Here is a 21,439-nt window from a genome sequence, read left to right as displayed (position 1 = left end):
AGTGATACGTCTCAAGCGTATCCGGCAATCGTTATCATTGCGAAATCCAGACCCCTTCGGGTTATAGGGTCAAGCAATGAAGCGCACACGGTGGATGCCTAGGCAGCCAGAGGCGATGAAAGACGTGGTAGCCTGCGATAAGGTTCGGTGAGGTGGCAAACAACCTGTGACCCGGACATCTCTGAATGGGGAAACCCACTCAGCACCAGCTGAGTATCCTACGCTGAATATATAGGCGTAGGAGGCGAACCAGGGGAACTGAAACATCTAAGTACCCTGAGGAAAAGAAATCAACCGAGATTCCCCTAGTAGCGGCGAGCGAACGGGGACCAGCCCTTAAGCGTGTGACGGATTAGGCGAACGTGCTGGGAAGCACGGCCATAGCGGGTGATAGCCCCGTAGCCGAAAATCTGATCACGTGAAATCGAGTAGGTCGGGGCACGAGAAACCTTGACTGAAGACGGGGGGACCATCCTCCAAGGCTAAATACTCCTGGCTGACCGATAGTGAACCAGTACCGTGAGGGAAAGGCGAAAAGAACCCCGGAGAGGGGAGTGAAATAGATCCTGAAACCGTGTGCGTACAAGCAGTAGGAGCGGACTTTGTTCCGTGACTGCGTACCTTTTGTATAATGGGTCAGCGACTTATATTCAGTGGCGAGGTTAACCGTATAGGGGAGCCGTAGGGAAACCGAGTCTTAACTGGGCGACACAGTCGCTGGATATAGACCCGAAACCGAGCGATCTATCCATGAGCAGGGTGAAGGTTGAGTAACATCAACTGGAGGCCCGAACCAGGATCTGTTGAAAAAGATTTGGATGACTTGTGGATCGGAGTGAAAGGCTAATCAAGCTCGGAGATAGCTGGTTCTCCTCGAAAGCTATTTAGGTAGCGCCTCACGTATCACCACCGGGGGTAGAGCACTGTTTCGGCTAGGGGGTCATCCCGACTTACCAACCCGAGGCAAACTCCGAATACCGGTGAGTGCCAGCGTGGGAGACACACGGCGGGTGCTAACGTCCGTCGTGAAAAGGGAAACAACCCAGACCGTCAGCTAAGGTCCCCAAATCCTGGTTAAGTGGGAAACGATGTGGGAAGGCTCAGACAGCTAGGAGGTTGGCTTAGAAGCAGCCATCCTTTAAAGAAAGCGTAATAGCTCACTAGTCGAGTCGGCCTGCGCGGAAGATGTAACGGGGCTAAACCAGGTACCGAAGCTACGGGTTCATCCTCTGGATGAGCGGTAGAGGAGCGTCGTGTAAGCCAATGAAGGTGTGTTGAGAAGCATGCTGGAGGTATCACGAGTGCGAATGCTGACATGAGTAACGATAAAGGGAGTGAAAAACTCCCTCGCCGGAAGACCAAGGGTTTCTGTTCGACGCTAATCGGAGCAGAGTGAGTCGGCCCCTAAGGCGAGGCCGAAAGGCGTAGTCGATGGGAAACGGGTCAATATTCCCGTACCGGACATGATTGCGATGGGGGGACGGAGAAGGCTAGGTGAGCCAGGCGTTGGTTGTCCTGGTGAAAGTCAGTAGGCTGGTGTCTTAGGTAAATCCGGGACGCCAAGGCCGAGAGACGAGACGAAGACACCCCGGTGTCGAAGTCATTGATGCCACGCTTCCAGGAAAAGCCTCTAAGCTTCAGATCATGTGCGACCGTACCCCAAACCGACACAGGTGGTCAGGGTGAGAATCCCAAGGCGCTTGAGAGAACTCGGGTGAAGGAACTAGGCAAAATGGTGCCGTAACTTCGGGAGAAGGCACGCCGGCGTAGGGTAAGGGAACTTGCTTCCTCAGCCCGAACCGGTCGAAGATACCAGGTGGCTGCAACTGTTTAGTAAAAACACAGCACTCTGCTAACGCGCAAGCGGACGTATAGGGTGTGACGCCTGCCCGGTGCCGGAAGGTTAAGTGATGGTGTTAGGCCTCGGCCGAAGCTCTTGATCGAAGCCCCGGTAAACGGCGGCCGTAACTATAACGGTCCTAAGGTAGCGAAATTCCTTGTCGGGTAAGTTCCGACCTGCACGAATGGCGTAATGATGGCCACGCTGTCTCCACCCGAGACTCAGTGAAATTGAAATCGCCGTGAAGATGCGGTGTACCCGCGGCTAGACGGAAAGACCCCGTGAACCTTTACTATAGCTTCACACTGGACGCTGATGTTGCCTGTGTAGGATAGCTGGGAGGCTTGGAAACCCGGACGCCAGTTCGGGTGGAGCCAACCTTGAAATACCAGCCTGGCATCATTGGCGTTCTCACTCAGGTCCGTGATCCGGATCGAGGACAGTGTGTGGTGGGTAGTTTGACTGGGGCGGTCTCCTCCCAAAGCGTAACGGAGGAGCACGAAGGTACCCTCAGCACGGTCGGACATCGTGCAATGAGTGCAAGAGCATAAGGGTGCTTGACTGCGAGACAGACACGTCGAGCAGGTGCGAAAGCAGGTTCTAGTGATCCGGTGGTTCTGTATGGAAGGGCCATCGCTCAACGGATAAAAGGTACTCCGGGGATAACAGGCTGATACCGCCCAAGAGTTCACATCGACGGCGGTGTTTGGCACCTCGATGTCGGCTCATCACATCCTGGGGCTGAAGTCGGTCCCAAGGGTATGGCTGTTCGCCATTTAAAGTGGTACGCGAGCTGGGTTTAGAACGTCGTGAGACAGTTCGGTCCCTATCTGCCGTGGGCGTTGGATGTTTGAGAAGAGCTGCTCCTAGTACGAGAGGACCGGAGTGGACGACCCTCTGGTGTTCCGGTTGTCACGCCAGTGGCATTGCCGGGTAGCTATGGTCGGACGGGATAACCGCTGAAGGCATCTAAGCGGGAAGCCCCCTTCAAGATGAGACATCCCCGAGGCCGTGAGCCTCCTAAAGGGCCCAGCGAGACCAGCTGGTTGATAGGCACGGTGTGGAAGCGCTGCAAGGCGTTGAGCTAACGTGTACTAATGGCCCGTGAGGCTTGACCCTATAACACCCAAGGGGTCTGGGCGCAGTGATAACGACGAGTGGACAGCCACTCAGAACACCGGATACGCACAAGCCAGCCAAGGCTTGCCAAAGAGACGATCACCTAACACAGCATGATATGCATTACCTGTTACGCCTGACGACCATAGCACGCGTGAACCACCTGATCCCATGCCGAACTCAGCAGTGAAACCGCTTAGCGCCGATGGTAGTGTGGGGTCTCCCCATGCGAGAGTAGGTCATCGTCAGGCACCTATCCTGCAAAAAACCCAGCCTAATGGCTGGGTTTTTTGTTTTTACCCAACGAAAGCCCCGAGCACGCTGTGTTCGGGGCTTTTTGCTGTGTGGATGATTTAGAAAGCTCAAAAAACCTCACAAAAAGTGAGGTTTTTCAGAAGCCTGAGTAGCTATGAGTTAATGCTACTTTTGATATTCACCCATCCGCACGAATTTTTTCAACAATCTCCGCCAGCGCACTCTCAGCCTGGTCGTTGTCGACTTGGCAGGTGCCTGCGTTCAGGTGGCCACCGCCGCCGTAGCTTAAGCATAGCTCGCCCACGTTGGTGTTACTGGAGCGGTTGAGGATTGATTTACCAATCGCCAGCACGGTGTTCTGCTGTTTCAGCCCCCACATCACATGAATCGAGATATTGCACTCGGGGTACATGGCATAGATCACAAAGCGGTTGGTGGCGTAGATGGTTTCCTCGTTGCGTAGATCCAACACCACCACGTTGCCGTGTACTGTCGCGCAGCGTTCGATTTGCGCTTTAGCTAACTGCTCGTGTTCACGGTAAAGCGTGGTGCGTTCGTGGACATCGTCGAGGGCGAGGATTTCATCGATGGTGTGCTCGCGGCAATAATCGATCAGCTTCATCATTAGCTGATAGTTGGAGATACGGAAGTCGCGGAAGCGACCTAGGCCCGTGCGGGCGTCCATAATGAAGTTCAGCAGCACCCAGCCTTGCGGGTTGAGAATTTCGTCTTTATTGAACTGAGCAGAGTCGCCTTTATCGACGGCTTCCATCATATCGTCCCAGCGTGCGGGGAAGGCCTCGTGGCCGCCATAGTACTCCCACACCACGCGGGCGGCGGAAGGGGCGTCTGCATTGATGATGTGGTTGTCGGCCCGCTCGACGTTACGCACGGTCTCGCTTAGGTGGTGGTCGAAGGCGAGGTGGCAGCCGGGCACATAAGGCAGGTTGGTGGTGATATCGTTGGCATCAATCTCAATCTTGCCATCCTGCATGTCTTTTGGATGCACAAAGGTGATTTCATTAATAAGCCCTAAGTGCTTGAGCAGGGCGCCGCATACCAAACCATCAAAATCGCTGCGGGTGACTAAACGAAACGCGGATGTTTGTTGCGTAGGCATTTGTTTTCTCGAAATAGTGAATAGTCACCAAAAGATACCAGTAGTTCCTGAGGGTTAAAACAACCTGTTAAAGCCCCACAAGAACGTTGCGCGCGTGTTTAGTTGTTAGAGCTGCTAACCGTAAGCGCCAGCTTTGGGTCACGGCTAGCGGCGAGCGTGATAAACTGGCCTACCGTCTTGGGTTTTTTGATTAAGGAGTTTGTTATGGCACGTGCCAGCGCCCGTCATATTTTGGTAAGCAGTGAAGAGCAGTGCAACGCACTGAAACAAGAGATCGAAAACGGCCGTGATTTCGCAGACGTGGCCAAGCAGCACTCCAGCTGCCCCTCCGGCCGCCAGGGCGGCGATCTGGGTAGCTTTGGCCCCGGCCAAATGGTGCCGGAATTCGACAAAGTCGTCTTCAGCGGTGAGCTCAACAAGGTTCACGGGCCGGTACAAACTCAGTTTGGCTATCACTTGCTCGAAATCACCAGCCGCACTTAATACCTTTTAAAGGCCGTCATGCACCGCGGCAGCCATGTCGCGGTGCCATTGGCATCGCGCTGCGCTGGTTCTGAGCTGTCCCGCGATGTAAGGAGACTATCCCGCGGCCAGGGAGCCGAGAGAGGAAGTGTTATGACCACCGTCACACGCATTCTTCATGCAACGAGTCCGGATCTTTTGCGTTTGCTGGCGATGTGCCGGACGATGGGGTTCATTCGGGCCGACCTTTGGCGCCGGTACGGTGCCCTTGGTACCGTTGGCAAGAGCGCCAGCGCCGTTCGCAAGGAAATAACCCAGGGTGGCTGGCATACAGACTTGCCACTGGATGGCACGGTTCGCGCCGAATCCACTAAGGATGTGATCAACGACATCCTGACCTACAAGGCGGCTGCCAAGCACAAGGTGCGCCGGGCCGTGGCCGCACGCACCACGGACGAAACCGAACGCAAACGCCTCTACACGCTGCTGAAACAGGACAAATGGCTAGAAGATACCTATCTGCATCGCATGATGCGCAAACATTTCAGGCATGGCAAAAGCCAGTGTAGTAACCAGTTCGTCGTCCGTTCCGACAAGCACAGTGAGCGACTCATCGACGGCCAACTGGTTATTACATTGCATCTGTCCAAAAAGGTGGGCGGCAGCATCACGCTATACACCACGACGTCAGGCAAGAACGTCAGCCTGGAAAAGAAGAATCTGCGCGTCATCGTTCGGGAGGGAAAGGTCGAGATCCATTATGCCTACGAGAAACCGCCAGGGCGGCCTCATGGGGACAAGGTAATGGGTGTCGATAAGGGCTACACGGAGGCCTTCACTGACTCGCAAGGCCAGCATCATGGCGAGTCGTTCGGTCAAGTGCTCACTGCGTACAGCCATCAGGTATCCGCCACTGGCAAGGCGCGCAATCGCCTGCACGCCCTGGAAAAGAAGCATCGGGCGGCAGGACGGATCGCCAAGGCCGAACGCATCCGCGCCAATCATCTGGGTAAGAAGAAGCAAGTGGCTCGCCGCCAGCGCACCCAGCAGCACCTTCGCACCATCGCCTATCAGGCGGCTCATACCATCATGGACGAGGCGGCGCTTCTCGCTTCGGAAGACCTGACTCAGCCCATCGCGGGCAAGGTACAGTGGCGGGATTACAACCGCCGCATGAGCCACTGGGCCAAGGGGGTGCTGGCCCAGGCGCTCGACGAAGTATCGCAGCAGCGTGGCACCCGTCACGACATCGTGAACGCCGCCTATACGTCGCAAATGGACTCGATCACGGGACGCCTGGAAGGTGAGCGCCGTGGCGACAAGTTTTACCGTGCAAACGGGGACGTGATCCAGGCGGATGTCAATGCTGCGCGGAATGTCCTGGCAAGGCTTGATGACCCCGACATTACGCGGTACATGCCGCACGGCGAGGTCAAGCGACTATTGTTGGGACGTTTCTCCGGCGCAACTGAGCGTCAAGAGGCCCGAGTTGTTTGCCAGCACGGCATGTCAACCGGGTGCGGATAAATCCTTTTTGGCCAATGATGGCCAAGCTTTAAGGAGCAGCACGCCTTGAACGACCCCATCATTACTATCGATGGCCTGAATAAAACCTACGAAGGTGGCTTTCAGGCGCTCACCCGTGTGGATTTAACCATCCAGCGCGGCGAAATTTTTGCACTGCTCGGCCCTAACGGGGCGGGCAAAACTACGCTCATTAGCGTGGTATGTGGCCTGGTCAATCCCTGCGAAGGCCATGTCATTGTCGATGGCTTCGATAGCGTGCGCGATTACCGCCAAGCCCGCGAGCGGATTGGCCTGGTACCGCAGGAGCTCACCAACGAAGCGTTCGAAACGGTCTGGAACACGGTGAGCTTCAGCCGTGGCCTGTTTGGTAAACCCCCAAACCCCGCCCATATCGAAAAAGTGCTCAAGTCGCTCTCGCTGTGGGGTAAACGCCACAACCGCCTGATGACCCTCTCCGGCGGTATGAAGCGGCGGGTGCTGATTGCCAAGGCGCTCTCCCACGAGCCGCGCATCCTGTTTTTGGATGAGCCGACCGCCGGGGTAGATGTAGAGCTACGGCGGGATATGTGGAACGTGGTACGCGGGCTGCGGGACGATGGTGTGACGATCATTCTCACCACCCACTATATTGAAGAAGCCGAAGAGATGGCCGACCGCATTGGCGTCATTAATCGCGGCGAGATCGTACTGGTGGAAGAGAAAGCCGCGCTAATGAAAAAGCTGGGCAGCAAGCAGCTCACCCTACAGCTACACAGCCCGCTAGCGAAGTTGCCGCCTGCGCTAGCGCAAGCGGAGCTAAGCTTAACCGCTGACGGCTATGAGCTGGTGTACACCTACGATGACCGCCAGGAAGAGGAGGGGCGAGGGATCTCTACCCTGTTAACGCAGCTAGAGCAGGCGGGCATTAGCTTTAAAGACCTGCACACCCGCCAGAGTTCGCTGGAAGACATCTTCGTTGACCTGGTGAAGGAGCGCACATGAACCTCTATCCCGTTCGCGCCATTTACATGGCGGAGATGGCCCGCACCCGCCGCACGCTGCTGCAGAGCATTGTCTCGCCGGTGATTTCCACCTCGCTCTATTTTGTGGTGTTCGGTGCGGCGATTGGCTCGCGGATCAGTGAGATTGGCGGGGTGAGCTATGGCGCGTTTATCGTCCCTGGCCTGATTATGCTGATGCTGCTGACCCAGAGCGTCTCGAACGCCTCGTTTGGCATCTTTTTTCCCAAATTCTCCGGCAGCATCTATGAGATTTTGTCGGCGCCGATCTCCTATCTGGAAATCGTCGTGGGCTACGTAGGGGCGGCGGCCTCGAAATCGATACTGCTAGGGCTGATCATTCTCGGCACGTCCAGCTTCTTTGTGCCGCTTGAGATCGCCCACCCGTTCTGGATGCTGACGTTTCTGGTGCTGACCGCCGTCACCTTCAGCCTGCTGGGCTTTATCATCGGCATCTGGGCGGATGGCTTCGACAAGCTGCAGCTTGTGCCACTGCTGGTGATTACCCCGCTCACGTTCTTGGGCGGTAGCTTCTACTCCATCGATATGCTGCCTCCGTTTTGGCAGAGCGTGACCCTGGCGAATCCGGTGGTGTACCTCGTCAGCGGTTTCCGCTGGAGCTTCTACGGCATTAGTGATGTCAGCTTGGGGGCCAGCGTGGCGATGATTTTGCTGTTTTTGGCGGCAAGCCTTGCCACCATTGCCTGGATTTTCCGCACCGGCTACCGCTTAAAGCCTTGATGCTGAAGTGACCTCTTCGACGTTTTTATAAAGGTAATGCCTGTTTATGCCGCTACTGCAAAGTACTGTCTACCGCCTTGAGCCATCCCTCGACGGCGAGCGCCTAAGTGTGACTGCCCCGCCTGCGGAGGCCGACGCCGCCAGCAATGACACGGTGATGGCCAGCCTAGTCAATGCGCTAAACGACACCTACAACACCAAAGCGAAAGGCTGGGGGCGCTTTGCCGAGCAGGGCGAGCAGGCGGGGCCTCTGGTGGCGTGGCTCACGGCGTATCAAGCCGAAGAGCAAACCTTTGCCCAATTGGCGAACGCCATTGCCGAGCGGCTGGCTCAAACGCTGCAAGGGCAGCTCTCCGTTGGCGGTTACTTGGTGATCGCCCATCTGCGCCAGGGCGACACCGAAACGCTATTCATGAGCCTCATTCACCAGCGAGAAGGTATCGGCTTTAACGACGCGCACCAAGCGGTGCCCGCCGCCCAGCTAAACACGAGCCAGCTCACCCTGGCAGCCCGCATTAACCTGACCCAGTGGCAGAGCGGTGCAGAAAGCACGCAGTACGTCTCGTTTCTAAAAGACCGGGGCGGTAAAAAGCTGGCCGATGGCGTAGCGGCGCTGCTGGGTATGGAAGAGGGCATCGATGCCCCCGCCGAAACCCGCACGCTGCTGAAAGCCTTTAGCGACTACGTCGAGAAAGAGGACCTGGACGACGACGCCAGCCGTGAAAAAACCGATACTCTGGTCGATTACGCCAACGAGCAGCTGCGCCGTGGCGAACCCATGACGCTGGAAGAACTCTCCGAGCTAGTGGATGAGAAGCAGCCCAAAGCGTTTTATGACCATATTCGCAATGCCGACTACGGCCTCTCGCCGGAAATACCCCCGGATAAACGCACTATCAGCCAGTTTCGCCGCTTCACCGGGCGCTCTGGCGGCGTCTCGATCAGCTTCGATTCACACCTGCTGGGTTCCAGTATTGAGTATGACGAAGCCCAGGACCGGCTGATCATCAAACAAGTGCCTAAACAGCTCAAAGAGCAGCTCGCCAAGCGGAAAGAGTGACAAGGTTAAACGGGCAGCGTAAAGCTTGGGTAGCGAGCGGCACCAAGGGCTAACCTATAGAGGCCAAGCGATTAACCAAGCAGCGACGCGAAACAGATCTGAGCTAAACAGATCGACGCGAAACATACCTACTTTAAACAGAGCTCAATGGCAAAGGAGCGCCGCAGTGCCCATGAAAGAAACGCAGGATGCGACGAATTTAACCGAGCTGATCCACGCCATGGAGCGGATGGAGCGGGAAAAATCCCAGGTCAGCGTGGATGACGTGGTACACGCGGTGGGGCGGCGCTCGTTTGGGCCGCTGCTGCTATTAGCGGGGTTGATTACCTTGGCCCCCATCCTGGGCGATATCCCTGGCATGCCAACGCTGATGGCCTCCCTGGTGCTACTAACGTCGGTGCAGCTATTAATCGGCCGCGAAACGTTCTGGCTGCCCGGCTGGCTGCTTAACCGCTCCCTCTCCCGGCAAAGGTTCGATAAAGCGCTGCACTACATGAAAAAGCCCGCCAAATGGGTGGATAGCTTGCTGGGTGTGCGCTTGGCTTGGATGACCGGCTATATCGGCATTCGCGTCACCGCCGTTGTGTGCCTGCTCGTGGCCTTAGCCATGCCGCCGATGGAGTTTATCCCGTTCAGCGCCAATGGCGCTGGGCTGGCACTTACGCTGTTTGGGCTGGGGTTGGTAGCCAGGGATGGCCTGATGCTAGCGCTAGGGTTTTTGCTCACCGGCGTGACCTTCACGGTAGTAGTGATGAACCTCGTCTAATGCTTTACTAGGCACTCCCGCTATTTGCCTGAAAGCAAGAAGGAGCTATGTGCCTACTATGAGCAACCCATCCCACTCACCCCATTCACCGCCGCCCCCAAAACCGCCTCACGAGCAGTCGACATGGGAGCGGCGTATTGAAACCGCGCTGTGGAACTCGCGCTTTTTGGTCATGCTGGCAGTGGTGCCGAGCTTACTAGGCTCGCTGATGCTGTTTATCGTCGGCACGCTGGATATCTTCAAGGTGGTGGGCGATGTGCTGCACTATTACTTGGTGGACGACAGCCGCAACATCCACGACACCTTGGTGCCCGATATCATTATCGCGGTGGATATCTACCTGATTGCCATCGTACTGCTGATTTTCGGGCTAGGCGTATACCGGCTGTTTGTCTCGCGTATCGACCAAGCGGAAGTACGCTACCCCTCACACCCCTTCAACGTTGCCTCGCTGGATCAATTGAAAGACAAAATCGCCCGCGTGGTGATTCTGGCGGTGATTATCGAATTCTTCCGGGCGGTGGTGGATATCCGCTTCACCACGCCGCTGGATGCGATCTACCTAGCGCTTTCCGTACTGGCGCTGGCAGCGGCGCTCTACTTAATGAGCCAGGCGCATAAGGGAGAGTAAGGGAGAGTAACAAGGCGAGCCGCGATAGAGGGGGCTGATTACGCAAAACAAAACAAAGCCTGCTAGGCTGGAAGGGTCAGCTCAAGGGCGAGCAACCATCTGATTTCTCGAAAACGCAACAAGCAAGGAGCGCCGTTATGCGTAATATTATCTATATCGTGGGTTTGATCGTGGTAGTGCTGTTTATTCTTTCCCTACTGGGCCTACGCTAAGCGCTACGCTGCTGTACCACTCACTCTATGCCCCCGGCCTGTGCTGTCAAGCACCCGCTCCTGCCTAGCGGGCGCTTGGCTAACGCGTTAGGCGCAGTCTGCGGCTCCCTGCCCAAACATATCAAACATCAGCTCGCGGCCCATGGCCGTTAATACAAACCTGCCGTAATCATTAAAGGTGGCGGCGCCACTCTCCTCTAGCACTTGCTGGCACATCGCCCAGCTGGGGTGCTGGTGATTCAACGATTCAAGCTCGCGGTGCGCAAGGCCACGCTGCGCTAGGGTGATGGTTTCCAGCACATGGCCGTTTTCATACAGCAGCTCTGCAGCGCTAGAGAGGCAGTGGCGCAAGCTGCGCTGTATATGAAAAGCAGCATTTATGGCTTGGGGGGCGGGGGATAACGCTTCTGCGGGCATAAAGGGGTATCGCTCCTACAAACAGCACCAAAGGGGTCGTGCTGCGGCGCATTATAAAACATGGAAAGCGTTAGACCAAGGTCTATGTGTGGCGGTAGGGGCTGGATGTTATCTGAATCACAAAAAAGGTGTGATAGGCTTGCGGCACTCCTTTTTAGAGCTGGTTGATTATGCAAATTAGCGTTTTTGGTACCGGATATGTAGGGCTTGTAGCAGGTGCGTGCTTGGCGGATGTGGGGCATCAGGTGATCTGCATGGATATTGATGCTAACCGCATTGCCCAGCTAAGCCGTGGCGAGATTCCTATTTTCGAGCCAGGCCTGAGCCAACTGGTTACCCATAACGTCGCCGCCGGACGCCTGCGGTTTACAACGGATGCCGCCCACGCGGTCACCGAAAGCGACACGCTGTTTATCGCGGTGGGCACGCCGCCCGATGAAGATGGCAGCGCCGACCTACAGTACGTATTAAGCGTCGCGGAAAGTATCGGCCAGCACATGCAGGGCTATAAGCTGGTGGTGGATAAATCAACGGTGCCGGTAGGCACCGCCGAGCGCGTCAGCGACACCATCCGCCGTGCGCTACAGCAGCGCAATGTAGAGCACCCTTTCGATGTGTGCTCCAACCCTGAGTTTATGAAAGAAGGCGCTGCCATTGATGACTTCACTCGCGGCGCTCGCATTATCGTCGGCACCGAAAGCGAGCGGGTAAAAGAGTTAATGAAAGCCTGCTACGCGCCCTATAACCGCAACCACGACAAACTGATGTTTATGAGCGTGCGAGCGGCAGAACTGACGAAATATGCCGCCAACGCCATGCTGGCGACCAAAATCAGCTTTATGAACGAAATGGCGAACTTAGCAGAGCGCCTAGACGTTGATATTGAAGATGTACGGCGGGGCATAGGGAGCGACCCACGCATCGGCTATCACTTTATTTACCCTGGCTGTGGCTACGGCGGTTCCTGCTTTCCTAAAGACGTACACGCCCTGGAACAAGCGGCGTTGCAATTAGGTTACACGCCAGAATTACTCAAAGCGGTGGAAGCCGTTAACCAGCGCCAAAAACAAACGCTTTACACAAAACTGCAAGAGCACCTTGGCCACTTAGAAGGGAAAGTGATTGCGATTTGGGGGTTAGCGTTTAAACCCGGCACCGACGATATGCGCGAAGCGCCCAGCCGAACGCTAATGGAAGCCCTTTGGGCGGCAGGTGCGAAGGTACAAGCGTTCGACCCGGAAGCCATGGGCGAGTGCCGGAGGCTGTATGGCGAACGTGACGACCTGATGCTCGCAGGCGACCGCATACAGGCGGTAAAAGGCGCCGATGCACTGGTGATCTGCACCGAGTGGAAAGAGTTCCGCACGGTGGATGTCACTTGGTTAGCTAGCCAGCTAAACAATAAATTAGTGGTTGATGGGCGCAATTTATACGCACCTAATGCACTCAAAGCCGCTGGCATTCACTATGTAGGTGTCGGGCGAAAATCTTAATAAACAAGCTTTTATATCAAAATAGTGCTATTTTCTTAACAGAATAAACCTTGAAATAAGAAATTTGCTAAAGTTTATAGTGACACAGCCGACGATATAACTAATTAATTTGAACGACTTCTGCTGCCAATGAAAAGACGCGTGACGGCAGCACGACGCAAAAAGGGACGGTACGTATGGCTTCCATTTCATCATTGGGTATTGGTTCAGGGCTGGACCTCAACGGCTTGCTCGACCAGCTGCAAGACGCTGAGCGGGGGAAGCTTGCACCCATCGAGCAGCAACTGGAAACCCAGCAAACCAAAATTTCTGCCTACGGGCAGCTGCAGAGCGCCCTTTCTGAATTTCAAAGCGCCGCAGGTGCACTCAACGACAGCGCGCTCTATGAAAGCCTCTCTACCAACGTAGGGGGCGAAGCAATCACCGCCACGGCCGATGGCGAAGCGCAGCCCGGCAGCTACAACGTAACGGTGGAAACGCTAGCAACCCGCGGCACCTTAGCCTCTGAAGGCGTTACGGCTGCGGATGAAGCGCTCACCACAGCAGAGCAAACGCTTACTTTTACCTTTGAGGATGGCAGCACGCAGGATGTTACCATTGCGGCAGATAGCACCCTCGAAGATATGCGCGACGCCATCAATGCCAATGAAAATGCAGGCGTTAACGCCACTATTGTGAACGACGGCACTAACTACCGGTTAGCGCTTAGCTCAAGCGAAACAGGCGCTGATGCCTCGATTGCGAACTTCAGCTTCTCAGGCACTGCGCCGTTTGCAGCGGATACCACCAACACGCTTCAAAAAGGCACAGACGCCGCGCTGAATGTGAATGGCATCGCCATCACTAGTCCTACCAACCAAGTCGAGGGCGCCATTCAAGGCGTCACGCTGAACCTTCAAGCAGAAGGGGATAGCACCGTTTCAGTAGAGCAAAACACCCTAGCAGTGCGCGAAGCGGTGACGGGCTTTGTGGATGCCTACAACGACCTAAAAGGCACCATTGGTGAACTCACCAGCTTTAATGCTGAAACCGGCGCCGCCGGTGACTTGTTGGGCGATAGCGCCGTGCGCACGGTAGAATCCCGCCTGCGCAGCGTGCTTGGCAGCGGTATTGAAGGCCAGTTCTCCATGCTGACTGATATCGGCATTTCACTACAGCGCGATGGCACGCTGGAGATCGATAGCGGCAAGCTAGACGACGCCATTGCCAATAACCAAGATGCGCTCTCGGCGTTTTTTGCAGGCAGCGCAGAAGATGAAGGCATGGCAGGCCAGCTGAACCAAACCGTTGAGCAGCTGTTAGGCACGAATGGCGCAGTGGCTGGGGCGAAGTCGGGGGCTGAAAATCGCATTGAATCGCTCGGCGAACGTTATACCCGCATGGAGCAATCCATCGAGCAAACTATCTCCCGCTACCGCACCCAGTTTGGTCAGTTGGACGGCATGATCTCCCAAATGAACCAAACCAGCGCCTACCTCACCCAACAGTTTGATGCGTTAGATGCACAGCTAGGCCGAGAATAATACCAATTTTGTTTAGCTATCTCCAAAGCGCCTGCGATAAGCAGGCGTTTTTATTAGGGTAATAAGTGGGTACTACCTAAAGCACGAAAAAGCGCTAAATTTAGGCGTTGTTCCATCGATAAAAATGCTATTAAATTTCAATAAACACGCCGTACCTGGCTAAGTGTTTTAGATGACTGTTGGTTTAGCCTTTTGCATCGAGGAACATCGGCATGGCGACAATAACTTCCCTAGGCGTTGGCTCTGGCTTAGACCTCACTGGCCTATTAGACCAGCTTCAGGAAGCGGAGCGTGGCAAGCTCGCGCCTATTACCCGCCAAAAAGAGCAGCAGCAAGCCAAGATCTCTGCCTATGGCCAGCTGCAAACATCGCTAAACGCATTCCAAGACGCCGTGGCGAAAGTTAACGACCCAGCGCTTTACCAAAGCCTCTCGGCTAACGTGCGGGGCGATGCGATTAAAGCCACGGCCACGGCTGATGCACTGCCGGGCAGCTACCGCGTTGAAGTAACAAAACTCGCCACCACAGGCTCCCTAGCGTCTAGCAGAGTCACCGAGAGCGATACCGCGCTAGACCTGCAGGGTGCCACCGCCATTCAGCTCACCTTTGGCAATAGCGATACGGTCAGCATTGATATTGCGGCAGACAGCAGCCTAACCGACATCCGCGATGCCATTAACGCCAACAAAGACGCTGGGGTAAACGCCACCATTATTAACGATGGCACAGGCTACCGGCTGGCGCTTAGCTCTAAAACGACCGGCGCGGATGCCTCTATTGCCAGCTTTGGCTTTGTAGATGCAGCCGGAGCCACGGTAGCAGGCCCCTTTGCAGAAGATGCCGCCACCAAGCAAACCGGTGAAAACGCCGCGTTAACGGTAAACGGCATTGCCATTAGCAGCGCCAACAACCAGATCGAAGGCGCCATCCAGGGCGTTACCCTCAACCTAGCGGAACTCAGCATTGCCGATGGTGAAACCGCCTCCAGCACGGTGAACGTAGAGCGCGATACGCTCAAGCAGCGCGAAGCGATTAGCGGCTTTGTAAAAGCGTTTAACGACCTGAAAGGCACCATTGGCAAACTCACCAGTTTTAATGGCGACAGTGAAACCGCCGGTGAGCTGGTAGGCGACAGCACCGTGCGCACCATTGAAAGCCGCCTGCGGAGCGTGCTGACTGGCGGCGTAGCCGGTGGTGAACTTTCTACGCTTAACCAGCTAGGCATTACCCTGCAACGAGATGGCACGCTGGAAATGGATGAAGACAAAATCAGCGACCTAGTCGCCAATAACCCCCAAGCACTCAGCGACTTTTTCGTAGGTGGCGAAGCAGGCAATGGCCTGGCAGCCCAGCTCGACAGCACCGTTGAGCAGATGCTTGGCGATAACGGCGTCGTAAAATTAGCCATTAGCGGCGCTGAAAACCGGGTAAAAAGCCTGGATGAGCGCTACGAACGCATGGAAAAAACCATTGAAGGCACCATCTCCCGCTACCGCACCCAGTTCAGCCAGCTAGATAGCATGATTGCTCAAATGAACAGCATGAGCTCCTACCTAACCCAGCAGTTTGAAGCGCTAGATGCTCAGCTAGGCCGTAAAAAGTAGCCAACGTCACGGTAGCCAATAACGCCAAAAGCGGCCTCAACGGGCGATAAAGTGAACCGCTCAGAAAGAGGCCGCTTGGCGAAATAAAATACCTACCTTGTGAAATAAGTAGAAAATCTGCACAGCTATCAAACGCTAACAAGGTAATCTGTGTTTAGGTGGCACCGCCGACAATACTGTTGTGCACGACTTCTCACCAATTCAAGAACGCTCTTTGGTAAGGTATATGTACCGATAGAGGAGCCATCATGAGCGATCAAGATGACCGTCGTCGCGCTGACCATGACAGCCCATGGAAAATGGCGTTAGAGGCGTATTTTAAAGAATTTCTAGAATTACTGTTTCCGACGATAAACCAGCACGTTGATTGGTCAAAAGGCTACAGTTTCCTTGATAAGGAATTGCAACAGATTACGGTTGGTGCCGAAAGCGGCCGACGTTACGCCGACAAATTGATCAAGGTCTATGCCAAAGACGGTAGCGAGACCTGGGTGCTGATTCACGTTGAAGTGCAGGGTGAGCCCGAAGTTGAATTTTCCGAGCGGATGTTTACCAAACAGCGCGTAAAGCATCGCCCAGTCGGGCGGTGATACAAGCGCGCACCGCGTAGCGGTGCCAGATTGACGTCGCCTCACTACCCTGATATTTATACAGCATGACAAAGCGTGCCTACAAAGAACGGTTCTACCCCACCTCCGAACAGGCTGAGCTGCTGGCGCAGTCGTTCGGGTGTGCCCGTTTTGTCTGGAATAATACCCTGGCCTATCGCACCGAGGCGTATCAGCAGCGCGGTGAATCGGTCTCGCACTCATCGGCGGAAAAGCGACTGGTGGGCTTAAAGGCGGAGTTTCCGTGGTTGCGGGATGTTTCCAGCGTGATCCTGCAGCAAACGCTCCGCGACCAGAAAGCCGCCTTCGACAACTTCTTCAACCCAAAGCTCAAGGCGCGCTACCCACGTTTCAAGCGCAAGGATTGCCGGCAGTCGATCCGGCTGACTAAGGCCGCGTTCCGCTATCGGGAGGGTGAGATCACTATCGCAAAAGCGAAGACGCCGTTACCCATCCGGTGGAGCCGGTCACTACCCTCTGCACCCTCTACCATCACGATTTCACGCGATCGTGCTGGACGCTACTTCATCAGTTGCCTGTGTGATTTCGTGCCAAAAGCGCTTCCGGTCACGCCCAAAACGGTCGGCATTGACCTTGGCTTGAGCGATTTGTTCATTACCAGTGACGGCGCAAAATCGGGCAATCCGCGTCATCTGAAACGCTACGAGGCGAAGCTGGCCTGCTTGCAGCGCCGGTTGGCGAAAAAACAGACAGGTTCAAACAACCGCAACAAACACCGCCGGAAAGTGGCACGGCTACATGCCAAGATCGCCGACTGTCGCCGTGACGCCACCCACAAAGCGACCCGCGCCCTCATTAACGAAAACCAAGTCCTGTGCGTCGAGTCACTTAATATCATTGGTATGATCAAGAATAGACGGCTTTCTAAATCCATTAGCGATGCCGGGTGGGGTGAGTTCGTCCGGCAACTGGAATACAAGGCCGCCTGGGCGGGGCGCCAACTGGTGAAAGTAAGCCAGTGGTTCCCCAGCAGCAAGCGGTGTCATGGCTGTGGCTACAAGGTTGAGAAACTGCCGCTGTCGCAACGTCACTGGCACTGCGAAAGCTGCGGCTACCCCATTGACCGCGACATCAACGCGGCCAGGAATATACAAACCGCCGGGCTGGCGGGGTTAGCCTGTGGAGCGACCGGAGCGGGGGCAGCGGCCTAGCGGCTGTCTAGTGAAGGCGTGTGGAAGCAGGAAGGTTCTGGGGGTGATCTCAGAACCCTCGCCCAAAGCGCGAAGCGCGGCGGGTGGGGAGTGTCAGGGCTATTTAACATTATTGACTGGATGATCCAGTTACCAAAACGCCTAGACCCTGATTTTGCGCAAGCGGTTTATGCGATACAGGAGGAAAAACACATGCCTTACGTGAACACCATTGAGCGCTTAGGTATTGAAAAAGGCCGCCAAGAAGGTCGCCAAGAAGGCCGCCAGGAAGGACTTCAGGAAGCTAAGCGCAACGCAGCGCGCAAGTTGATTGCACTGACCGAAATGAGCGACCAGTTGATCGCAGAAATTGAAGAACTGCCCATTGAAGAAGTGGAGAAGCTACGCGCTGAGACCCATCATTAACATGACGATTTTGCGCAAGCGGTTTATGCGATACAGGAGGAAAAACACATGCCTTACGTGAACACCATTGAGCGCTTGGGTATTGAAAAAGGTCGCCAGGAAGGGCTTCAGGAAGCTAAGCGCAACGCGGCGCACAAGCTGATTGCTTTAACAGAAATGAGCGACCAGCTCATTGCCGAGATTGAAGAACTCCCCTTGGAAGAAGTAGAGAAACTCCGCGCCGAAACCAAGCACTAAAACACCACACGCCCTATCCTGACAAGCCCCTTGGGGCACTCATAAGGCTGCCCTCACAGAGTCTCAGTCAAAAGTAGAAGTCAGCCAAAGTGAGAGCCAGACAAAAGTGGGCCTTAGTCAAAAGTAGAGGTCAGTTAAAAGTGAGAGTCAGTCTAAAGTGGGAGGCCGCTTCAGCGGGCGACGGATTCCAGCACCCTTCTTAATGCGCCCCACATGATTGCAGGGCACAACAACAAAGCAACCTAACCCCTTCCAGCTACTCCCCCTCTCGGTACATGGCCGCCAAACTCTCTTCCGTGATAGGCTTGCGCTTAGCATCCAAAATTTTGCCACCCAGCGCCGCCACCTCATGGGTGAAGGTAATTAAATCCTCCGGGTTGCGCGACACCTTCCGCGTGTTCAAAAAGCGGATCAAGATCGACACGCCCTGCACCGGCGTATGCTCCCCCTCTTTATGCTCTTTATGTAGCGGCGGCAGCTTACCCGGCGAGGTAGCGCTAGCCAGCATAATCGGGTAGCCCTGCGGCCCCGGCGGAAGATGGAAGGCGCCTAGCTCCGCCTCGTAAAAGGCGTTTTTCGCGGCAAGCATTTCCCCCAGCGCTTGGTTAATGGCTTGGCTGGGGGTATCAAACATCACAAACAAGCACTGCTGGGTCGGCTTTTTGCCCTGCTTGCTGGTTGTTTTAGGCTGGCGTTGGTAGCTGGGGATCTCCGCCTGCTCTGCTGAGGAAGTAGGTGAATGAGTAGGGGCCTGCTGAGAGGAAGGCTCGGCCTTACGCGGTGCAATCACCACCTTGTAAAACAGCACAACGCTTATTAGCCCTAGCACAACAGCAATGCCAGCCAGTAGCAAAGGTAGGTAGGTTGTTGACATGGGTGTTTCCTGTCGAGCGTTCAAGTGGGGATACAATACGCGTTCACGCACAAAAATGCAGCGCCTCATCCGAATGGCTTAGCTCTTCCTGCGGTTTCGCTCACCAAAAATTACATAAATTTTTACTATCTACCCTAAAGATTCTCTTCAGTAAGCCGTTAATCAATATAACGGCACACACAGTGGCCGAAAAGCGGGCCTTTTAGGCCAGTGTTCCAGCAAGGAGAATCACCATGTCAGTGATCAATACCAACATCACATCGATGATCGGTCAGCAGAACCTGCGTGAATCGCAAAATGCTCTGCAGACTTCCATGGAGCGTTTGAGCTCTGGCCTGCGCATCAACAGCGCCAAAGATGACGCAGCTGGTCAAGCCATTGCTAACCGTATGAGCGCCCAGATTACCGGCCTAGCAACTGCTCAGCGTAACGCCAACGACGGTATCTCTGTTGCGCAAACCGCTGAAGGCGGCCTGGACCAAATCAATGACAACTTGCAGCGCATTCGTGAGCTGGCGGTACAGGCCGAGAACGGCACTAACAGCCAGGACGACTTGAACTCCATTCAAGACGAAATCAACCAGCGTCTGTCTGAAATTGATCGTATCTCTGAAGAGACCGACTTCAACGGCACGAAAGTGCTTTCAAGCGATGAAGGCCTGCAGATTCAGGTAGGTTCTGAAGATGGCCAAACCATCGAAGTTGGTTTAAAGCAAATCAATGCACAAACGCTGGGGCTGGGTAGCTTTAACGTTAACGGCTCGGGTGAAATAGCCAACCGTGTGGCGAATGTGTCTGATATTACGTCTCAGCCAGGCTACAGTGCAGCAGCTTCTGACCCCGATAACGGACTCTACTCTGTCACCGAATCTTTTGATGCCGTAGATCTTGAGTCACTGGTTGGTCAGCTGAACGATGGTGATCAGGTTACCGTAACAGATAGCGGCGAAGACACTGTCTACACCTTTAATGCCGATACTAGCAGCTTCACTTTTACCAATACATCTTCTAGCTACGGCACTCTTGCTCAACAACATATCCCGTCTGCTGGTAATACCAATACTGGTACATACGAATATGCCGATGGCCAGCAAGGCAGCTTTGAAGTCGATGCTAACGGTAACCTGACTATTCAAGGTGAAGCGGCTTATCTTGAAAATGGTGTTCTGACGTCCACTCCGGGTAACACCGGTGCTACTCAAGCAACGCTAGAAAGCTTATTGACTCAAGTAGGTGATGCTACTACTGCCGCAACAGCGAACATGGCTGTTGAAATTGACGGTCAAACGTATTCTGGCCAAGGTGGCACTACCGGTACACTAGATGTGTCTGGCCTTGATTTGTCGGGTGGTGTAACGGCTGCTACAGCAGCAGACACAGCAGCAGCAGCAGCTGCTGCTGGCCTGACAATTGATTCTGGCACTGCTGGTGCTGCTACGGCTCTTGGGGCGGCCACAGGTGCAGCTACTTTTGCATCTGCATTAGAAGCATACAATGAAATTGAGTCTGCAGATTATGATGCTGCTACTGGTAATATCAATATTACCTATGCTGACGGAGTTTCAGCGAGTGATATAGACTTTACGGAATTTGAAACGACGACAGGGGCTACAGCTCTCTCTGCAGCAGATGATACATCTGGCGGTGGAGTCTCTTTCCAAGATACAGTCTCTGCAGATGAAGTGCTGGCTGCCGCTAGTGGTAACACCACTGCCGTTAGCATGGAAGTAGGCATCAACAGCTCTACAGTTGGGTTTAACGGTAGTGGCGACATGCTTACTGGTGCAGCTGCTACCGCAGGTGGCTTCGATCAGGTATATGTCGACAGTGATGATGAGTTAACTACCACTGCTCAGGTGACCACTCAGTACAATGTTGATCGCAATACTGCGGAAGTGACAATTGCATCTTCCAACGGCACTGGAAAGTACGAGCAGGAGGCTGGTGCCGCTGTTTATATCAGTAGCGATGGGCGTCTAACTACAGATGAAACCAGCGATGGCGACCGTACTGAAGATCCGCTGGCAGCATTGGATAGCGCCCTATCCCAAGTAGATAGCCTGCGTTCCGAGCTGGGTGCGGTGCAGAACCGCTTTGAGTCGGCGATTACCAACTTGAGCACTAACGAAACTAACCTCTCTGCAGCGCGTTCACGTATTGAAGATGCTGATTACGCAACTGAAGTAGCTAACATGACTCGTGCGCAGATCCTGCAACAGGCCGGTACCTCTGTGCTTGCTCAGGCGAATCAGCTGCCGCAGAGCGTTCTGTCTCTGCTGGGCTAAGCGAGTACTAGACGGTAAAGCCAGCTATTTAGCACGCAGTAACACAACGAACCGGCCTTTAGGGCCGGTTTTTTTAACGCTTTTTTGTTA

At 54.8% G+C, this 21,439-nt stretch carries 18 protein-coding genes and 2 rRNA genes; 17 read left to right on the top strand and 3 right to left on the bottom strand.

Annotated features, from left to right (window positions below):
• Positions 1-67 precede the first annotated feature (67 nt).
• Positions 68-2,959: ribosomal RNA gene (locus tag LG300_RS14000) — 23S ribosomal RNA — on the top strand.
• Between the two features lie 135 nt (positions 2,960-3,094).
• Positions 3,095-3,210: ribosomal RNA gene (gene rrf, locus LG300_RS13995) — 5S ribosomal RNA — on the top strand.
• Between the two features lie 182 nt (positions 3,211-3,392).
• Here rrf and LG300_RS13990 read toward each other — a convergent pair.
• The gene (locus LG300_RS13990) at positions 3,393-4,334 is read right to left on the bottom strand and encodes an exopolyphosphatase (protein WP_404375925.1); all 942 of its coding nucleotides are present in this window, start codon (positions 4,332-4,334) and stop codon (positions 3,393-3,395) included.
• A 204-nt stretch (positions 4,335-4,538) separates the two neighbouring features.
• On the opposite strand from LG300_RS13990, the gene LG300_RS13985 reads away from it, so the two are divergent.
• The 7 genes from LG300_RS13985 (at position 4,539) to LG300_RS13955 (ending at position 10,519) form a co-directional block, all read left to right on the top strand.
• Positions 4,539-4,817, top strand: coding sequence for a peptidylprolyl isomerase (locus LG300_RS13985; protein ID WP_016915098.1), 279 nt, complete (start codon positions 4,539-4,541; stop codon positions 4,815-4,817).
• A 132-nt stretch (positions 4,818-4,949) separates the two neighbouring features.
• Complete coding sequence (locus tag LG300_RS13980) at positions 4,950-6,323, top strand: hypothetical protein (RefSeq protein WP_404375924.1); 1,374 nt, start codon at positions 4,950-4,952, stop codon at positions 6,321-6,323.
• Positions 6,324-6,368: 45 nt separating this feature from the next.
• Complete coding sequence (locus LG300_RS13975; RefSeq protein WP_404375923.1) at positions 6,369-7,304, top strand: ABC transporter ATP-binding protein; 936 nt, start codon at positions 6,369-6,371, stop codon at positions 7,302-7,304.
• On the top strand, positions 7,301-8,062 hold the full coding sequence (locus LG300_RS13970; RefSeq protein ID WP_062372851.1) for an ABC transporter permease: 762 nt from the start codon (positions 7,301-7,303) through the stop codon (positions 8,060-8,062). The genes LG300_RS13975 and LG300_RS13970 overlap by 4 nt, the downstream gene beginning before the upstream one ends.
• 46 nt (positions 8,063-8,108) lie before the next feature.
• Positions 8,109-9,122, top strand: a complete 1,014-nt coding sequence (locus tag LG300_RS13965; protein ID WP_404375922.1) for a nucleoid-associated protein — start codon at positions 8,109-8,111, stop codon at positions 9,120-9,122.
• Between the two features lie 172 nt (positions 9,123-9,294).
• A complete protein-coding gene (locus LG300_RS13960) occupies positions 9,295-9,888 on the top strand; it encodes an exopolysaccharide biosynthesis protein (protein ID WP_404375921.1) in 594 nt (197 codons plus the stop codon).
• A 58-nt stretch (positions 9,889-9,946) separates the two neighbouring features.
• Positions 9,947-10,519 (top strand): YqhA family protein, encoded by a 573-nt coding sequence (locus LG300_RS13955; protein WP_404375920.1) that lies wholly within the window; start codon positions 9,947-9,949, stop codon positions 10,517-10,519.
• A gap of 299 nt (positions 10,520-10,818) precedes the next feature.
• On the opposite strand, the gene LG300_RS13950 is transcribed toward LG300_RS13955, so the two are convergent.
• Positions 10,819-11,148 carry a hypothetical protein gene (locus LG300_RS13950; RefSeq protein WP_404375919.1) on the bottom strand — a complete coding sequence of 110 codons (330 nt, stop codon included), beginning with the start codon at positions 11,146-11,148 and terminating at the stop codon, positions 10,819-10,821.
• 170 nt (positions 11,149-11,318) lie between these two features.
• Between LG300_RS13950 and LG300_RS13945 the strand changes: the two genes are divergently transcribed.
• The 7 genes from LG300_RS13945 to LG300_RS13915 all read left to right on the top strand — a co-directional run bounded on the left by LG300_RS13945 (position 11,319) and on the right by LG300_RS13915 (position 18,190).
• Positions 11,319-12,641, top strand: a complete 1,323-nt coding sequence (locus tag LG300_RS13945; protein ID WP_404375918.1) for a UDP-glucose dehydrogenase family protein — start codon at positions 11,319-11,321, stop codon at positions 12,639-12,641.
• A gap of 176 nt (positions 12,642-12,817) precedes the next feature.
• Positions 12,818-14,164 carry a flagellar filament capping protein FliD gene (fliD, locus tag LG300_RS13940; protein ID WP_404375917.1) on the top strand — a complete coding sequence of 449 codons (1,347 nt, stop codon included), beginning with the start codon at positions 12,818-12,820 and terminating at the stop codon, positions 14,162-14,164.
• Between the two features lie 212 nt (positions 14,165-14,376).
• The gene (fliD, locus tag LG300_RS13935; protein WP_404375916.1) at positions 14,377-15,768 is read left to right on the top strand and encodes a flagellar filament capping protein FliD; all 1,392 of its coding nucleotides are present in this window, start codon (positions 14,377-14,379) and stop codon (positions 15,766-15,768) included.
• Positions 15,769-16,016: 248 nt separating this feature from the next.
• Positions 16,017-16,358, top strand: a complete 342-nt coding sequence (locus LG300_RS13930) for a hypothetical protein (RefSeq protein ID WP_404375915.1) — start codon at positions 16,017-16,019, stop codon at positions 16,356-16,358.
• A 65-nt stretch (positions 16,359-16,423) separates the two neighbouring features.
• On the top strand, positions 16,424-17,548 hold the full coding sequence (locus tag LG300_RS13925) for an RNA-guided endonuclease InsQ/TnpB family protein (RefSeq protein ID WP_404375914.1): 1,125 nt from the start codon (positions 16,424-16,426) through the stop codon (positions 17,546-17,548).
• 192 nt (positions 17,549-17,740) lie between these two features.
• Positions 17,741-17,953 (top strand): hypothetical protein, encoded by a 213-nt coding sequence (locus tag LG300_RS13920; RefSeq protein WP_404375913.1) that lies wholly within the window; start codon positions 17,741-17,743, stop codon positions 17,951-17,953.
• Positions 17,954-18,001: 48 nt separating this feature from the next.
• The gene (locus LG300_RS13915) at positions 18,002-18,190 is read left to right on the top strand and encodes a hypothetical protein (RefSeq protein ID WP_404375912.1); all 189 of its coding nucleotides are present in this window, start codon (positions 18,002-18,004) and stop codon (positions 18,188-18,190) included.
• 256 nt (positions 18,191-18,446) lie between these two features.
• On the opposite strand, the gene LG300_RS13910 is transcribed toward LG300_RS13915, so the two are convergent.
• Positions 18,447-19,064: a hypothetical protein gene (locus LG300_RS13910; protein WP_404375911.1), complete on the bottom strand. Its 618-nt coding sequence runs from the start codon at positions 19,062-19,064 to the stop codon at positions 18,447-18,449.
• Between the two features lie 233 nt (positions 19,065-19,297).
• Between LG300_RS13910 and LG300_RS13905 the strand changes: the two genes are divergently transcribed.
• The gene (locus tag LG300_RS13905; protein ID WP_404375910.1) at positions 19,298-21,349 is read left to right on the top strand and encodes a flagellin; all 2,052 of its coding nucleotides are present in this window, start codon (positions 19,298-19,300) and stop codon (positions 21,347-21,349) included.
• The last annotated feature ends 90 nt before the right edge of the window (positions 21,350-21,439 follow it).

The sequence above is a fragment of the Vreelandella aquamarina genome, assembly GCF_044805175.1.
In the GTDB taxonomy this organism is placed as follows: domain Bacteria; phylum Pseudomonadota; class Gammaproteobacteria; order Pseudomonadales; family Halomonadaceae; genus Vreelandella; species Vreelandella aquamarina_B.
This window is presented reverse-complemented; position numbering and strand designations above follow the sequence as displayed.

Bases quoted from the DNA above. Each gene is read 5' to 3' on its own strand.
- fliD (WP_404375916.1), top strand. From the start codon at position 14,377: ATGGCGACAATAACTTCCCTAGGCGTTGGCTCTGGCTTAGACCTCACT.
- LG300_RS13930 (WP_404375915.1), top strand. From the start codon at position 16,017: ATGAGCGATCAAGATGACCGTCGTCGCGCTGACCATGACAGCCCATGG.
- LG300_RS13945 (WP_404375918.1), top strand. From the start codon at position 11,319: ATGCAAATTAGCGTTTTTGGTACCGGATATGTAGGGCTTGTAGCAGGT.
- LG300_RS13915 (WP_404375912.1), top strand. From the start codon at position 18,002: ATGCCTTACGTGAACACCATTGAGCGCTTGGGTATTGAAAAAGGTCGC.
- LG300_RS13910 (WP_404375911.1), bottom strand. From the start codon at position 19,064: ATGTCAACAACCTACCTACCTTTGCTACTGGCTGGCATTGCTGTTGTG.
- LG300_RS13990 (WP_404375925.1), bottom strand. From the start codon at position 4,334: ATGCCTACGCAACAAACATCCGCGTTTCGTTTAGTCACCCGCAGCGAT.
- LG300_RS13960 (WP_404375921.1), top strand. From the start codon at position 9,295: ATGAAAGAAACGCAGGATGCGACGAATTTAACCGAGCTGATCCACGCC.
- LG300_RS13925 (WP_404375914.1), top strand. From the start codon at position 16,424: ATGACAAAGCGTGCCTACAAAGAACGGTTCTACCCCACCTCCGAACAG.
- LG300_RS13905 (WP_404375910.1), top strand. From the start codon at position 19,298: ATGTCAGTGATCAATACCAACATCACATCGATGATCGGTCAGCAGAAC.
- fliD (WP_404375917.1), top strand. From the start codon at position 12,818: ATGGCTTCCATTTCATCATTGGGTATTGGTTCAGGGCTGGACCTCAAC.
- LG300_RS13955 (WP_404375920.1), top strand. From the start codon at position 9,947: ATGAGCAACCCATCCCACTCACCCCATTCACCGCCGCCCCCAAAACCG.
- LG300_RS13965 (WP_404375922.1), top strand. From the start codon at position 8,109: ATGCCGCTACTGCAAAGTACTGTCTACCGCCTTGAGCCATCCCTCGAC.
- LG300_RS13980 (WP_404375924.1), top strand. From the start codon at position 4,950: ATGACCACCGTCACACGCATTCTTCATGCAACGAGTCCGGATCTTTTG.
- LG300_RS13950 (WP_404375919.1), bottom strand. From the start codon at position 11,148: ATGCCCGCAGAAGCGTTATCCCCCGCCCCCCAAGCCATAAATGCTGCT.
- LG300_RS13920 (WP_404375913.1), top strand. From the start codon at position 17,741: ATGCCTTACGTGAACACCATTGAGCGCTTAGGTATTGAAAAAGGCCGC.
- LG300_RS13970 (WP_062372851.1), top strand. From the start codon at position 7,301: ATGAACCTCTATCCCGTTCGCGCCATTTACATGGCGGAGATGGCCCGC.
- LG300_RS13985 (WP_016915098.1), top strand. From the start codon at position 4,539: ATGGCACGTGCCAGCGCCCGTCATATTTTGGTAAGCAGTGAAGAGCAG.